13 protein-coding genes, 1 tRNA gene and 1 pseudogene are annotated in these 15,729 nt (G+C 58.8%); all 15 read left to right on the top strand.

The features are described 5' to 3' along the window. Positions 1-109, top strand: a pseudogene (locus CC207_RS05630) (elongation factor Tu); the annotation flags it as partial. 54 nt (positions 110-163) lie between these two features. Next, positions 164-239 (top strand) — tRNA-Trp (locus CC207_RS05625). A 43-nt stretch (positions 240-282) separates the two neighbouring features. Beyond that, positions 283-651: a preprotein translocase subunit SecE gene (secE, locus tag CC207_RS05620; RefSeq protein ID WP_011531879.1), complete on the top strand. Its 369-nt coding sequence runs from the start codon at positions 283-285 to the stop codon at positions 649-651. A gap of 9 nt (positions 652-660) precedes the next feature. Further along, positions 661-1,194 (top strand): transcription termination/antitermination protein NusG, encoded by a 534-nt coding sequence (nusG, locus tag CC207_RS05615; protein WP_088851707.1) that lies wholly within the window; start codon positions 661-663, stop codon positions 1,192-1,194. Between the two features lie 119 nt (positions 1,195-1,313). Next, entirely contained in the window at positions 1,314-1,745 is a 432-nt protein-coding gene (gene rplK / locus CC207_RS05610; protein WP_028692261.1) for a 50S ribosomal protein L11, read from the top strand. Next, positions 1,745-2,440 carry a 50S ribosomal protein L1 gene (gene rplA / locus CC207_RS05605; RefSeq protein ID WP_028692260.1) on the top strand — a complete coding sequence of 232 codons (696 nt, stop codon included), beginning with the start codon at positions 1,745-1,747 and terminating at the stop codon, positions 2,438-2,440. Before rplK ends, rplA begins: the two co-directional genes overlap by 1 nt. Positions 2,441-2,638: 198 nt before the next feature. Beyond that, positions 2,639-3,139 (top strand): 50S ribosomal protein L10, encoded by a 501-nt coding sequence (gene rplJ / locus CC207_RS05600; protein WP_003257082.1) that lies wholly within the window; start codon positions 2,639-2,641, stop codon positions 3,137-3,139. Positions 3,140-3,217: 78 nt separating this feature from the next. Further along, positions 3,218-3,586, top strand: coding sequence for a 50S ribosomal protein L7/L12 (gene rplL, locus CC207_RS05595; RefSeq protein WP_011531883.1), 369 nt, complete (start codon positions 3,218-3,220; stop codon positions 3,584-3,586). 50 nt (positions 3,587-3,636) lie between these two features. Beyond that, complete coding sequence (locus CC207_RS26660; RefSeq protein ID WP_143496079.1) at positions 3,637-3,825, top strand: hypothetical protein; 189 nt, start codon at positions 3,637-3,639, stop codon at positions 3,823-3,825. Beyond that, positions 3,806-7,879, top strand: a complete 4,074-nt coding sequence (rpoB, locus tag CC207_RS05590) for a DNA-directed RNA polymerase subunit beta (RefSeq protein ID WP_028692259.1) — start codon at positions 3,806-3,808, stop codon at positions 7,877-7,879. Before CC207_RS26660 ends, rpoB begins: the two co-directional genes overlap by 20 nt. 63 nt (positions 7,880-7,942) lie before the next feature. After that, complete coding sequence (gene rpoC / locus CC207_RS05585) at positions 7,943-12,142, top strand: DNA-directed RNA polymerase subunit beta' (protein WP_028692258.1); 4,200 nt, start codon at positions 7,943-7,945, stop codon at positions 12,140-12,142. A 211-nt stretch (positions 12,143-12,353) separates the two neighbouring features. Next, positions 12,354-12,725 (top strand): 30S ribosomal protein S12, encoded by a 372-nt coding sequence (rpsL, locus tag CC207_RS05580; protein WP_003255492.1) that lies wholly within the window; start codon positions 12,354-12,356, stop codon positions 12,723-12,725. Positions 12,726-12,831: 106 nt separating this feature from the next. Further along, positions 12,832-13,302: a 30S ribosomal protein S7 gene (rpsG, locus tag CC207_RS05575; protein ID WP_003246741.1), complete on the top strand. Its 471-nt coding sequence runs from the start codon at positions 12,832-12,834 to the stop codon at positions 13,300-13,302. Positions 13,303-13,332: 30 nt separating this feature from the next. Further along, positions 13,333-15,480, top strand: coding sequence for an elongation factor G (gene fusA, locus CC207_RS05570; RefSeq protein WP_028692257.1), 2,148 nt, complete (start codon positions 13,333-13,335; stop codon positions 15,478-15,480). 27 nt (positions 15,481-15,507) lie between these two features. After that, a partial coding sequence (locus CC207_RS05565) for a GTP-binding protein (protein WP_256582019.1) occupies positions 15,508-15,729 on the top strand: 222 nt, incomplete at its 3' end.

The following is a 15,729-nucleotide window of genomic DNA, read 5'->3' as shown; positions in this document are numbered from 1 at the left end:
GACTGTCACCCTGATCAAGACCATCGCAATGGAAGACGGTCTGCGCTTCGCCATCCGTGAAGGCGGTCGTACCGTCGGCGCCGGCGTCGTAGCGAAAATTATTGAATAAGTAGTTGATTTACTTGATCAGGCCGGTATAATGGCCGGCCTGATACAGCGTTATAGGTCAGTAGCTCAATTGGCAGAGCGACGGTCTCCAAAACCGTAGGTTGGGGGTTCGATTCCCTCCTGACCTGCCATTCACCTCGGTGTGATGGCTTTCTTCTCACAGGATCCTCCTCGATGACTCCCAAAACTGAAGCCCAAGAATCGCGTTTTGATCTGTTCAAGTGGCTCGCTGTTGTCGCATTGGTAGTCGTCGGTGTCGTGGGTAATCAGTATTACTCCGCGTCGCCGATCCTGTATCGCGTACTTGTCCTGCTTGCCCTGGCTGCTGTCGCTGGCTTCGTTGCCCTGCAGACCGCCAAAGGTAAGTCGTTCTTTGCGCTGGCGAAGGAAGCTCGTACCGAGATCCGTAAAGTCGTGTGGCCGACCCGCCAAGAAACCACTCAGACCACGCTGATTGTCGTGGCTGTAGTTCTGGTCATGGCGCTGCTGTTGTGGGGTCTAGATTCCCTGCTCGGCTGGTTGGTCTCCTTGATCGTTGGCTAAGGGTGTCTCGTGGCTAAGCGTTGGTATGTTGTGCATGCTTACTCGGGTTACGAGAAGCATGTAATGCGCTCCCTGATCGAGCGCGTCAAGCTGGCTGGCATGGAAGGCGAATTCGGCGAGATCCTGGTCCCGACCGAAGAAGTCGTCGAAATGCGCAACGGCCAGAAGCGCAAGAGCGAGCGTAAGTTCTTCCCTGGCTATGTACTGGTCCAGATGGAAATGAACGAAGGGACTTGGCACCTTGTCAAGGATACCCCTCGGGTCATGGGTTTCATTGGTGGTACCGCAGACAAGCCTGCGCCGATCACCGATAAAGAGGCAGAGGCCATCCTGCGTCGCGTTGCCGACGGGAGTGACAAGCCGAAGCCGAAGACGCTGTTCGAGCCGGGTGAAGTGGTTCGCGTCATTGATGGTCCGTTCGCCGACTTCAATGGCAGTGTCGAAGAGGTTAACTACGAAAAGAGCCGTCTGCAGGTTGCAGTGCTCATTTTCGGTCGCTCCACCCCGGTGGAGCTCGAGTTCAGCCAGGTCGAAAAGGTCTAGCAGAACGCAGCATCCCATACCCCGCAGCCCTATGTGCTGCGGGGTTTTGTCGTCACTGGGATAAAACGCAAGTCAAACGGGGAGCCATCAGGCGTTCGTACCCGAATTTGGAGTAGCTCATGGCTAAGAAGATTCAGGCTTACATCAAGCTGCAAGTAAAGGCCGGCCAGGCCAACCCAAGCCCACCCGTTGGTCCAGCACTGGGTCAACACGGTGTGAACATCATGGAATTCTGCAAGGCCTTCAACGCCCGTACCCAGGGTCAAGAGCCAGGTCTGCCGACTCCAGTGATCATCACTGTCTACAGTGACCGTAGCTTCACCTTCGAGACCAAGAGCACCCCTGCCTCGGTTCTGCTGAAGAAAGCTGCTGGCCTGACCAGCGGTTCGGCTCGCCCGAACACCGTCAAGGTCGGTACCGTCACCCGTGCTCAGCTGGAAGAGATCGCCAAGGCCAAGCAGGCCGATCTGACCGCCGCTGACATGGACGCTGCTGTACGCACCATCGCCGGCTCCGCCCGTAGCATGGGCCTGAACGTGGAGGGTGTGTAATGGCTAAGCTGACCAAGCGCCAAAAGGCTATCGCCGAGAAAATCGAAGCAGGCAAGGCCTACAACTTCGAAGAAGCCGCAACCCTGCTGGCTTCGCTGCCGGCTGCCAAGTTCGTCGAGTCGTACGACATCGCCGTCAACCTCGGTGTTGACCCACGTAAATCCGACCAGGTCGTTCGTAGCGCTACCGTGCTGCCACACGGCACTGGCAAGACCGTACGTGTTGCCGTCTTCACCCAGGGCCCAGCTGCTGAGGCCGCTCTGGCTGCCGGCGCTGACCGCGTAGGTATGGACGACCTGGCTGCCGAAATGAAAGGCGGCGACCTGAACTATGACGTCGTCATCGCATCGCCTGATGCAATGCGCGTTGTAGGTCAGCTGGGTCAGGTTCTGGGTCCTCGCGGCCTGATGCCTAACCCGAAAGTCGGTACCGTGACCCCAGACGTAGCCACTGCCGTGAAAAACGCCAAGGCTGGTCAGGTTCGCTACCGTACCGACAAGAACGGTATCATCCATACCTCCGTTGGCAAGATCGGCTTCGAAGCCGGCAAGCTGAAGGAAAACGTTGAAGCCCTGATCGCTGATCTGAAGCGTATCAAGCCGGCTTCCTCGAAAGGTATCTACGTCAAGCGCGTTACCCTGAGCACCACCATGGGCCCAGGTCTGATCATCGATCAGAGCTCGCTGAACGTGTAATGCTCGGTCGGTGCGACCTTGGTCGCACCGGCTACTAAATTGGGGTCCCTGCCTGGCGGGGGCTATCCAAGACCGTAGGCGGCGCAAGCCTTAAACCTCAAGCCTACGCAGATGGTGCTCCCGATTCGTTCGCGAATCAGACACCAAAACGACATCCGGCTTCGGCCAGATGAAACGGTAGAAACCAGGAGTAAACCCGTGGCAATTAAACTCGAAGACAAGAAGGCCATCGTCGCTGAAGTCAACGAGGCTGCCAAAGTCGCTCTGTCCGCTGTCGTGGCTGATGCCCGTGGTGTGACTGTAGGCGCAATGACCGGACTCCGTAAAGAGGCCCGCGAAGCTGGCGTTTACGTACGTGTCGTACGTAACACCCTGCTCAAGCGCGCTGTTGAAGGCACCGAATTCTCGATCCTCAACGACGCGTTCAAAGGCCCGACCCTGATTGCTTTCTCCAACGAACACCCGGGCGCTGCTGCCCGCCTGTTCAAAGAGTTCGCCAAGGGTCAGGACAAGTTCGAGATCAAGGCAGCTGCGTTTGACGGCAAGTTCCTTGCCGCTAACCAGATCGACGTGCTGGCAACCCTGCCAACTCGCGACGAGGCTATCGCACAGCTGATGAGCGTAATCCAAGGTGCAACCAGCAAGCTGGCTCGTACCCTGGCAGCTCTGCGCGACCAGAAAGAAGCTGCTGCTGCCTAAGGCACGCGCAACACTTTCAAAATCATACGTTTAATTTGATGGCTGCGTAGGCTGTCACCCCAATACAGGATTTAAGTCATGTCTCTGACTAACGAGCAAATCATCGAAGCAATCGGCCAGAAAACCGTTCTGGAAATTGTTGAGCTGATCAAAGCGATGGAAGAAACCTTCGGCGTTACCGCTGCTGCCGCTGTTGCCGCTGGCCCAGCTGTTGCTGCTGCCGCTGCTGAAGAGCAGACCGAGTTCAACGTCGTTCTGACCGAAGCTGGCGACAAGAAGGTCAACGTGATCAAGGCAGTTCGTGAACTGACCGGTCTGGGCCTGAAAGAAGCCAAAGAGAAAGTCGACGGCGCTCCTCAGGTCATCGCTGAAGGCGTTTCGAAAGAAGCCGCTGAAGACGCGAAGAAGAAGCTGGAAGAAGCTGGCGCTAAAGTCGAGCTGAAGTAATTTCGACTTTGCGACTCCAGTCCGAGCGTTAAGCGAAGGACTGATGGCTGGTGGCTTATGCCACCGGCCTTTTTCCGTTATTGGTGGCCGATCAGGTCGGCCCCGATAACGAGCTGCAAGACACCCATGAGGGTGGCGCAAACCAAGAGGTTTGCACGATTTTCGGCTGCTCCCGCCGGGAGATGCCAAACAAGCAGGTGACCAAGCTGGGGAATGCTGATGGCTTACTCATACACTGAGAAAAAACGTATCCGCAAGGACTTTAGCAAGTTGCCGGACGTCATGGATGTGCCTTACCTCCTGGCCATCCAGCTGGATTCGTATCGCGAATTCCTGCAGGCGGGAGCATCCAAGGATCAGTTCCGCGACGTCGGCCTGCATGCGGCCTTCAAATCGGTATTCCCGATCATCAGCTACTCCGGCAATGCTGCCCTGGAGTACGTCGGCTATCGCCTGGGCGAGCCGGCGTTCGATGTGAAGGAATGTGTCCTGCGTGGTGTGACCTTCGCGGTCCCGCTGCGGGTGAAGGTGCGCCTGATCATCTTCGACAAGGAATCGTCGAACAAAGCGATCAAGGACATCAAAGAGCAAGAAGTCTACATGGGTGAAATCCCCCTGATGACTGAGAACGGTACCTTCGTAATCAACGGTACCGAGCGTGTGATCGTATCTCAGCTGCACCGCTCGCCGGGTGTGTTCTTCGACCACGACCGTGGCAAGACCCACAGCTCGGGCAAGCTGCTGTACTCCGCGCGCATCATCCCTTACCGCGGTTCCTGGCTGGACTTCGAGTTCGACCCGAAGGACTGCGTGTTCGTGCGTATCGACCGTCGCCGCAAACTGCCGGCCTCGGTACTGCTGCGCGCGCTGGGCTACAGCACCGAAGAAGTACTCAACACCTTCTACACCACCAACGTGTTCCACCTGTCCGGCGAAAAACTGAGCCTGGAACTGGTGCCTCAGCGTCTGCGTGGTGAAGTTGCGGTCATGGACATCCATGACGGCAGCGGCAAGGTCATCGTCGAGCAAGGCCGCCGTATCACCGCGCGCCACATCAACCAGCTGGAAAAGGCTGGCGTGAAAGAGCTGGACGTACCGCTGGAGTACGTGCTGGGTCGCACCACCGCCAAGGCGATCGTGCACCCTGCCACCGGCGAGATCATCGCCGAGTGCAACACCGAGCTGACCACCGACCTGCTGGTGAAGATCGCCAAGGCCCAGGTTGTCCGCGTCGAGACCCTGTACACCAACGACATCGACTGCGGTCCGTTCATCTCGGATACCCTGAAGATCGACACCACCAGCAACCAACTGGAAGCGCTGGTCGAGATCTACCGCATGATGCGTCCAGGCGAGCCGCCAACCAAGGATGCCGCCGAGACCCTGTTCAACAACCTGTTCTTCAGCGCCGAGCGTTACGACCTGTCGGCCGTTGGTCGCATGAAGTTCAACCGTCGTATCGGTCGCACCGAGATCGAAGGTTCGGGCGTGCTGAGCAAGGAAGACATCGTCGAGGTCCTCAAGACCCTGGTCGATATCCGTAACGGCAAGGGCATCGTCGACGACATCGACCACCTCGGTAACCGTCGCGTCCGTTGCGTCGGCGAGATGGCCGAGAACCAGTTCCGCGTTGGCCTGGTGCGCGTAGAGCGTGCGGTCAAAGAGCGCCTGTCGATGGCTGAAAGCGAAGGCCTGATGCCGCAGGACCTGATCAACGCCAAGCCGGTAGCGGCGGCGGTGAAGGAGTTCTTCGGTTCGAGCCAGCTCTCGCAGTTCATGGACCAGAACAACCCGCTCTCCGAGATCACCCACAAGCGCCGCGTCTCCGCACTCGGCCCGGGTGGTCTGACCCGTGAGCGCGCCGGCTTCGAAGTCCGTGACGTACACCCGACCCACTACGGCCGCGTGTGCCCGATCGAGACCCCTGAAGGTCCGAACATCGGTCTGATCAACTCCCTGGCGGCCTATGCCCGCACCAACCAGTACGGCTTCCTGGAAAGCCCGTACCGCGTGGTGAAGGAAGGCGTTGTCAGCGACGACATCGTGTTCCTGTCGGCCATCGAAGAAGCCGATCACGTCATCGCCCAGGCTTCGGCCGCGATGAACGAGAAGAAGCAGCTGGTCGATGAGCTGGTAGCCGTTCGTCACCTGAACGAATTCACCGTCAAGGCGCCGGAAGACGTCACCCTGATGGACGTTTCGCCGAAGCAGGTAGTCTCGGTCGCAGCGTCGCTGATTCCGTTCCTCGAGCACGACGACGCCAACCGTGCGTTGATGGGTTCGAACATGCAGCGTCAGGCTGTACCGACCCTGCGTGCCGACAAGCCGCTGGTAGGTACCGGCATGGAGCGCAACGTCGCCCGTGACTCCGGGGTTTGCGTGGTTGCTCGCCGCGGTGGTGTGATCGACTCGGTCGACGCCAGCCGTATCGTTGTCCGCGTTGCCGACGACGAAGTGGAAACCGGCGAAGCAGGTGTGGATATCTACAACCTGACCAAGTACACCCGTTCGAACCAGAACACCTGCATCAACCAGCGTCCGCTGGTGAGCAAGGGTGACAAGGTTCAGCGTGGCGACATCATGGCCGACGGCCCGTCCACCGACATGGGTGAACTGGCACTCGGTCAGAACATGCGCATCGCGTTCATGGCGTGGAACGGCTTCAACTTCGAAGACTCCATCTGCCTGTCCGAGCGTGTGGTCCAGGAAGACCGCTTCACCACGATCCACATCCAGGAACTGACCTGTGTGGCGCGTGACACCAAGCTTGGCCCAGAGGAAATCACCGCGGACATCCCGAACGTGGGTGAGGCTGCGCTGAACAAGCTGGACGAAGCCGGTATCGTCTACGTGGGTGCCGAAGTCGGCGCTGGCGATATCCTGGTCGGCAAGGTAACGCCAAAAGGCGAAACCCAGCTGACGCCGGAAGAAAAACTGCTGCGCGCAATCTTCGGTGAGAAGGCCAGCGACGTCAAAGACACCTCCCTGCGCGTGCCGACCGGCACCAAGGGCACCGTCATCGACGTCCAGGTCTTCACCCGTGATGGCGTCGAGCGCGACAGCCGCGCCCTGGCCATCGAGAAGATGCAGCTGGACGAGATCCGCAAGGACCTCAACGAAGAGTTCCGCATCGTCGAAGGCGCGACCTTCGAGCGTCTGCGTTCTGCCCTGAACGGCCAGGTGGTCGACGGTGGCGCGGGCCTGAAGAAAGGCACCGTGATCACCGATGACGTCCTGAACGGTCTGGAGCACGGCCAGTGGTTCAAACTGCGCATGGCCGAAGATGCACTGAACGAGCAGCTGGAAAAGGCTCAGCAGTACATCGTCGATCGCCGTCGCCTGCTGGACGACAAGTTCGAAGACAAGAAGCGCAAGCTGCAGCAGGGCGATGACCTGGCTCCAGGCGTACTGAAGATCGTCAAGGTCTACCTGGCAATCCGCCGTCGCATCCAGCCGGGTGACAAGATGGCCGGTCGTCACGGTAACAAGGGTGTCGTCTCGGTAATCATGCCGGTCGAAGACATGCCGCACGACGCCAACGGTACTCCGGTCGACGTCGTACTGAACCCGCTGGGCGTACCTTCGCGTATGAACGTCGGTCAGATTCTCGAAACCCACCTGGGCCTCGCGGCCAAGGGCCTGGGCGAGAAGATCGACCGCATGATCGAAGAGCAGCGTAAAGCCGCTGAACTGCGTACCTTCCTCACCGAGATCTACAACGAAATCGGTGGGCGTCAGGAGAACCTGGAAGAGTTCACCGACGAAGAGATCCTCGCCCTGGCGAACAACCTGAAGAAAGGCGTGCCTATGGCTACTCCGGTCTTCGACGGTGCCAAGGAGCGTGAGATCAAGGCCATGCTGAAACTGGCAGACCTGCCGGAAAGCGGCCAGATGGTGCTGTTCGATGGCCGTACCGGCAATAAGTTCGAGCGTCCTGTGACCGTGGGTTACATGTACATGCTCAAGCTGAACCACTTGGTGGACGACAAGATGCACGCGCGTTCCACTGGTTCCTACAGCCTGGTTACCCAGCAGCCGCTGGGTGGTAAGGCGCAGTTCGGTGGTCAGCGTTTCGGGGAGATGGAAGTGTGGGCGCTGGAAGCATACGGCGCGGCATACACCCTGCAAGAAATGCTCACAGTGAAGTCGGACGACGTGAACGGCCGTACCAAGATGTACAAGAACATCGTGGATGGCGATCACCGTATGGAGCCGGGCATGCCCGAGTCCTTCAACGTGTTGATCAAAGAGATCCGTTCGCTCGGTATCGATATCGATCTGGAAACCGAATAACACGTGACGCGAAGGGGAGTGGGCAGGTAATGCCCGCTCCCTGCTCCGCCAGGAGGAAAGGCCTTGAAAGACCTACTGAATTTGCTGAAAAACCAGGGTCAAGTCGAAGAGTTCGACGCCATCCGCATCGGTCTGGCGTCGCCTGAAATGATCCGTTCGTGGTCGTTCGGTGAAGTTAAGAAGCCGGAAACCATCAACTACCGTACGTTCAAGCCTGAGCGTGACGGCCTGTTCTGCGCCAAGATCTTTGGCCCAGTCAAGGACTACGAGTGCCTGTGCGGTAAGTACAAGCGCCTGAAGCACCGTGGCGTGATCTGCGAGAAGTGCGGCGTTGAAGTCGCCCTGGCCAAGGTTCGTCGTGAGCGCATGGCGCACATCGAACTGGCTTCGCCGGTTGCCCACATCTGGTTCCTGAAGTCGCTGCCGTCCCGTATCGGCCTGCTGATGGACATGACCCTGCGTGATATCGAGCGCGTGCTCTATTTCGAGAGCTATGTCGTTATCGATCCGGGCATGACCACCCTCGAGAAGGGTCAGCTGCTCAACGACGAACAGTACTTCGAAGCGCTGGAAGAGTTCGGTGACGACTTCGACGCCCGCATGGGTGCCGAGGCTGTCCGCGAGCTGCTGCACGCTATCGACCTGGAGCACGAGATCGGCCGCCTGCGCGAAGAGATTCCGCAGACCAACTCGGAAACCAAGATCAAGAAGCTGTCCAAGCGCCTGAAGCTGATGGAAGCTTTCCAGGGCTCGGGCAACCTGCCTGAGTGGATGGTCCTGACCGTCCTGCCAGTACTGCCGCCGGACCTGCGTCCGCTGGTACCGCTGGATGGCGGCCGCTTCGCGACCTCCGACCTGAACGACCTGTATCGTCGGGTGATCAACCGTAACAACCGTCTGAAGCGCCTGCTCGATCTGTCGGCGCCGGACATCATCGTGCGCAACGAAAAGCGCATGCTGCAGGAAGCGGTCGACGCCCTGCTGGACAACGGCCGTCGCGGTCGCGCCATCACCGGCTCGAACAAGCGTCCGCTGAAGTCCCTGGCCGACATGATCAAAGGTAAGCAAGGTCGCTTCCGTCAGAACCTGCTCGGTAAGCGCGTGGACTACTCCGGCCGTTCGGTAATTACCGTTGGTCCGACCCTGCGTCTGCACCAGTGCGGTCTGCCGAAGAAGATGGCCCTCGAGCTGTTCAAGCCGTTCATTTTCGGCAAGCTGGAAATGCGTGGTCTGGCGACCACCATCAAGGCCGCCAAGAAGATGGTCGAGCGCGAGCTGCCAGAGGTGTGGGACGTCCTTGCCGAAGTGATTCGCGAACACCCCGTACTGCTCAACCGTGCACCGACCCTGCACCGTCTGGGTATCCAGGCCTTTGAACCGGTTCTGATCGAAGGCAAGGCCATCCAGCTGCACCCGCTGGTCTGCGCCGCGTACAACGCCGACTTCGACGGTGACCAGATGGCCGTTCACGTGCCGCTGACCCTGGAAGCCCAGCTCGAAGCGCGCGCGCTGATGATGTCGACCAACAACATCCTGTCGCCAGCCAACGGTGAGCCAATCATCGTTCCGTCGCAGGACGTTGTACTGGGTCTGTACTACATGACCCGTGAAGCCATCAATGCCAAGGGCGAAGGTCGCGTGTTCGCCGACCTGCAGGAAGTCGACCGCGTATTCCGCGCCGGCGAAGCGGCCCTGCACGCGAAAATCAAGGTCCGTATCAACGAGACCGTGAAAGAGCGCGACGGCTCCATCGTCAAGAACACCCGTATTGTCGACACCACTGTCGGCCGTGCACTGCTGTTCCAGGTTGTGCCTGCCGGCCTGCCGTTCGACGTGGTCAACCAGTCGATGAAGAAAAAGGCGATCTCCAAGCTGATCAACCAGTGCTACCGCGTGGTTGGTCTGAAAGAGACCGTGATCTTCGCCGACCAGCTGATGTACACCGGTTTTGCTTATTCGACCATTTCCGGCGTTTCGATCGGCGTCAACGACTTCGTGATCCCGGACGAGAAAGCCCGCATCATCGGTACCGCCACCGACGAAGTGAAGGAAATCGAGAGCCAGTACGCCTCCGGCCTGGTTACCCAGGGCGAGAAGTACAACAAGGTCATCGACTTGTGGTCCAAGGCGAACGACGAAGTGTCCAAGGCGATGATGGCCAACCTCTCGAAAGAGAAGGTCGTCGACCGCGAGGGCAAGGAAGTCGAGCAAGAGTCCTTCAACTCGATGTACATGATGGCCGACTCCGGTGCGCGTGGTTCCGCTGCCCAGATTCGTCAGCTGGCCGGTATGCGTGGTCTGATGGCCAAGCCGGACGGCTCGATCATCGAGACGCCGATCACCGCGAACTTCCGTGAAGGTCTGAGCGTACTGCAGTACTTCATCTCGACCCACGGTGCTCGTAAGGGTCTGGCGGATACCGCACTGAAGACTGCTAACTCCGGTTACCTGACTCGTCGTCTGGTAGACGTGGCGCAGGATCTGGTGGTTACCGAGATCGACTGCGGCACCGACCAGGGCCTGCTGATGACCCCGCACATCGAAGGCGGTGACGTTGTCGAGCCGCTGGGTGAGCGTGTACTGGGTCGTGTCATCGCCCGTGACGTGTTCAAGCCAGGCACCGAGGACGTCATCGTTCCGGCCGGTACCCTGGTGGATGAGCAGTGGGTCGAGTTCATCGAACTGAACAGCATCGATGAAGTGGTCGTGCGTTCGCCGATCAACTGCGAAACCCGCTACGGCATCTGCGCCAAGTGCTACGGTCGCGACCTGGCTCGCGGTCACCAGGTGAACATCGGTGAAGCTGTCGGCGTTATCGCTGCACAGTCGATCGGTGAGCCGGGTACCCAGCTGACCATGCGTACGTTCCACATCGGTGGTGCTGCAAGCCGTACCTCGGCTGCCGACAGCGTCCAGGTGAAAAACGGCGGTATGGTGCGTCTGCACAACCTGAAGCAGGTCGAGCGTGCCGACGGCAACCTGGTTGCCGTATCGCGTTCCGGCGAGCTGGCCATTGCCGATGAATTCGGTCGTGAGCGTGAGCGTTACAAGCTGCCTTACGGTGCGGTGATTTCGGTCAAGGAAGGTGAGAAGGTCGAAGCTGGCGCCATCGTCGCCAAGTGGGACCCGCACACCCACCCGATCGTTACCGAGCTCAAAGGTACCGTGACCTTCGTGGGCATGGAAGAAAACATCACCATCAAGCGCCAGACCGACGAACTGACCGGCCTGACCAACATTGAAGTGATGGACGTCAAGGATCGCCCTGCCGCCGGCAAGGAAATCCGTCCGGCGATCAAGATGGTCGACGCCAACGGCAAGGACCTGTACCTGCCAGGCACCGACGTGCCTGCCCAGTACTTCCTGCCGGCCAACGCCCTTGTCGGCGTGGCTGACGGTGCCCAGATCGGCGTCGGTGACGTTATCGCGCGTATCCCGCAAGAAACGTCGAAGACCCGTGACATCACCGGTGGTCTGCCACGCGTTGCCGACCTGTTCGAAGCGCGTCGTCCGAAAGAAGCCTCGATCCTGGCTGAAGTCAGCGGCACCATCGCGTTCGGTAAAGAGACCAAGGGCAAGCGTCGTCTGGTCATCACTCCGACCGACGGTAGCGATCCGTACGAAGAGCTGATTCCGAAGTGGCGCCACCTGAACGTCTTCGAAGGCGAACAGGTAAACCGCGGCGAAGTCATCTCCGACGGCCCGAGCGATCCGCACGACATCCTGCGTCTGCTGGGTGTGAGCGCGCTGGCGAAGTACATCGTCAACGAGATCCAAGACGTTTACCGTCTGCAAGGCGTGAAGATCAACGACAAGCACATCGAGACCATCCTGCGTCAGATGCTGCGCAAGGTCGAGATCTCCGAGTCGGGCGATTCCAGCTTCATCAAGGGCGACCAGATGGAACTGACTCAGGTACTGGTAGAGAACGAGCGTCTCGCCAGCGAAGACAAGTTCATCTCCAAGTTCACCCGTGTGCTGCTGGGTATCACCAAGGCCTCGCTGTCCACCGAATCGTTCATCTCGGCGGCTTCCTTCCAGGAAACCACCCGCGTACTGACCGAAGCGGCGGTAACCGGCAAGCGCGACTACCTGCGCGGCCTGAAAGAGAACGTGGTCGTGGGTCGCCTGATCCCGGCCGGTACTGGTCTGGCCTACCACAGCGAGCGCAAGCGTCGCCGTGATGCCGACAAGCCGCTGCGTGTGAGCGCCAGTGAGGTGGAAGCCGCACTGACCGAAGCGCTGAACTCCAGCGGTAACTAAGTGCAGGGCAGGGCCCCGGCAAGCCTCTAGCGATCATCGGCGACATGAATTGTTGCCGATGATCGGGCGAGGAGGGCCGGGGCCTCGTCTTGACTGGGTGCAAGATCCTCTTTAGACTTTTGTACCCTTAAATTTGGTGAGGCTCCGTCTCGCCAATTTTTGGCTTTCTTGCAAGACAATAGAGTCGCAAGACAATCAGTGGAGCTAGTAGATGGCAACTATCAACCAGCTGGTACGTCAGCCGCGTAAGCGTTCGGTCGAGAAGTCCGACGTTCCTGCGCTGCAGAACTGCCCGCAGCGTCGTGGCGTGTGCACCCGTGTGTACACCACCACGCCGAAAAAACCTAACTCGGCACTGCGTAAAGTATGCCGTGTGCGTCTGACCAACGGTTTCGAGGTTTCCTCGTACATCGGCGGTGAAGGCCACAACCTGCAAGAGCACAGCGTCGTCCTGATCCGTGGCGGCCGTGTAAAAGACTTGCCAGGTGTTCGTTACCACACCGTTCGCGGCTCTCTGGATACTTCGGGCGTCAAAGGCCGTAACCAGGGTCGTTCGAAGTACGGTACCAAGCGTCCGAAGTAATCGGTCGTTTGCAGACATCCATTTTTTTGAGTCGATAAGAGTAAGGTCGGGCAGGGGTCGAAGACCCACGTCCCGGGCTAACCTGAAGACCGTTTGAGGGCTTATCATGCCAAGACGTCGTGTAGCAGCAAAACGTGAGATCCTGGACGATCCGAAGTACGGATCCCAGATCCTCGCCAAGTTCATGAACCACGTGATGGAAAGCGGCAAGAAGGCCGTAGCCGAGCGCATCGTTTACGGTGCCCTGGATACCGTCAAAGCACGCAAGAACAGCGACCCCCTGGAAATCTTCGAGAAAGCTCTCGACGCCATCGCTCCGCTGGTCGAAGTAAAGTCCCGCCGTGTCGGCGGTGCCACTTACCAGGTTCCGGTTGAAGTTCGTCCGTCCCGTCGTAACGCTCTGGCAATGCGCTGGCTCGTAGACTACGCCCGCAAGCGCGGCGAGAAGTCGATGGCTCTGCGCCTGGCTGGCGAGCTGCTGGATGCTGCTGAAGGCAAGGGTGCTGCAGTCAAGAAGCGTGAAGACGTTCACCGTATGGCTGAAGCCAACAAAGCGTTCTCGCACTACCGCTTCTAATTCAAGCATCAATCATTTTGCGAGGGCTTTATGGCTCGTACTACAGCAATTAACCGCTACCGTAACATCGGTATCTGCGCGCACGTTGACGCGGGCAAGACTACCACTACCGAGCGGATCCTGTTCTACACAGGTCTGAGCCACAAGATGGGCGAGGTGCATGACGGCGCCGCGACCACCGACTGGATGGTGCAGGAGCAGGAGCGCGGTATCACCATTACCTCCGCTGCCGTTACCACCTTCTGGAAAGGTTCCCGTGGTCAGTACGACAACTACCGCGTAAACGTCATCGATACCCCCGGCCACGTTGACTTCACCATTGAAGTAGAGCGTTCGCTGCGTGTGCTCGACGGCGCGGTCGTTGTGTTCTGCGGTACCTCCGGCGTTGAGCCACAGTCCGAAACCGTATGGCGTCAAGCCAACAAGTACGGCGTTCCACGTGTTGTCTACGTGAACAAGATGGACCGTGCTGGTGCCAACTTCCTGCGCGTTGTCGGCCAGATCAAGAACCGCCTGGGTCACACCCCGGTCCCGGTCCAGCTGGCTATCGGTGCAGAAGACGACTTCCAGGGTCAGGTTGACCTGATCAAGATGAAAGCCATCTACTGGAACGACGACGACAAAGGTACTACCTACCGTGAGGAAGAGATTCCTGCCGAGCTGGTGGACCTGGCCAACGAATGGCGCAACAACATGGTCGAGGCTGCTGCCGAGGCCAACGAAGAGCTGATGAACAAGTACCTCGAAGAAGGTGACCTGTCCGTCGAAGACATCAAGGCTGGTCTGCGCGCCCGTACCCTGGCGAGCGAGATCGTTCCTGCTGTCTGCGGTTCCTCGTTCAAGAACAAGGGCGTTCCCCTGGTTCTCGACGCCGTTATCGACTTCCTGCCCGCTCCGACCGAAATCCCGGCGATCAAGGGTATCCACCCTGACCTGATCGACGTGCCGAAGGATGAAGTCACTCCAGAGCAGTACGATGAGCGTCCTGCTGACGACAACGAGCCGTTCTCGGCCCTGGCGTTCAAGATTGCCACCGACCCGTTCGTGGGTACTCTGACCTTCGTTCGCGTCTACTCGGGCTTCCTGACCTCCGGTGACTCCGTCATCAACTCGGTCAAGGGCAAGAAAGAGCGCGTTGGTCGTATGGTGCAGATGCACGCCAACCAGCGTGAAGAGATCAAAGAAGTACGCGCTGGCGACATCGCTGCTCTGATCGGCATGAAGGACGTCACCACCGGTGACACCCTGTGCAACGCCGACAAGCCGATCATTCTCGAGCGTATGGACTTCCCTGAGCCGGTAATTTCGCTCTCCGTAGAGCCGAAAACCAAGGCTGACCAGGAGAAGATGGGTATCGCACTGGGCAAGCTGGCTCAGGAAGACCCGTCGTTCCGCGTCAAGACCGACGAAGAAACCGGCCAGACCATCATCTCCGGTATGGGTGAGCTGCACCTGGACATCCTCGTTGACCGCATGAAGCGCGAGTTCAACGTCGAGTGCAACGTCGGCAAGCCGCAGGTTTCCTACCGCGAGAAGATCACCAAGTCCAACGTCGAGATCGAAGGCAAGTTCGTTCGTCAGTCGGGTGGTCGTGGTCAGTTCGGTCACTGCTGGATCCGTTTCTCGGAGCCGGACGTCGACGAGAAGGGCAACATCACCGAAGGTCTGGTGTTCACCAGCGAAGTCGTTGGTGGTGTGATTCCTAAGGAATTCATCGCCCCGATCCAGAAGGGTATCGAAGAGCAGATGAAAAACGGCGTTGTTGCCGGCTATCCGCTGCTCGGCCTGAAGGCTACCGTATTCGACGGTTCGTACCACGATGTCGACTCCAACGAAATGGCGTTCAAGATCGCCGCTTCGATGGCGACCAAGCAACTGGCCCAGAAGGGCGGTGGCGTGGTCCTTGAGCCGATCATGAAGGTCGAAGTTGTAACCCCGGAAGACTACCTGGGTGACGTGATGGGTGACCTGAGCCGTCGTCGCGGGATGATCCAGGGTAATGAAGACTCGGTGTCCGGCAAGGTAATCACTGCTGAGGTACCGCTCGGAGAGATGTTCGGTTACGCAACCGACGTTCGTTCCATGTCTCAGGGTCGCGCAAGCTACTCCATGGAATTCTCCAAATACGCCGAAGCTCCGTCGAACATCGTCGAAGCACTCGTTAAAAAACAAGGCTAATCCCCTTTAGGCAAGAGGTTCACTGTCGTGGCTAAAGAAAAATTTGATCGTTCCCTTCCCCACGTTAACGTCGGCACCATCGGCCACGTTGACCACGGTAAGACCACTCTGACCGCAGCGCTGACCCGCGTCTGCTCCGAAGTTTTCGGTTCGGCCGTTGTTGAGTTCGACAAGATCGACTCGGCTCCGGAAGAAAAAGCGCGCGGTATCACCATCAACACCGCTCACGTCGAGTACAACTCGAACATT

The organism is Pseudomonas sp. DrBHI1 (genome assembly GCF_002205115.1).
GTDB classification, from domain to species: Bacteria; Pseudomonadota; Gammaproteobacteria; order Pseudomonadales; family Pseudomonadaceae; genus Aquipseudomonas; species Aquipseudomonas mosselii.
Note: the sequence above shows the minus strand (reverse complement) of the source record. Positions and strands in the feature narration are given on the sequence as shown.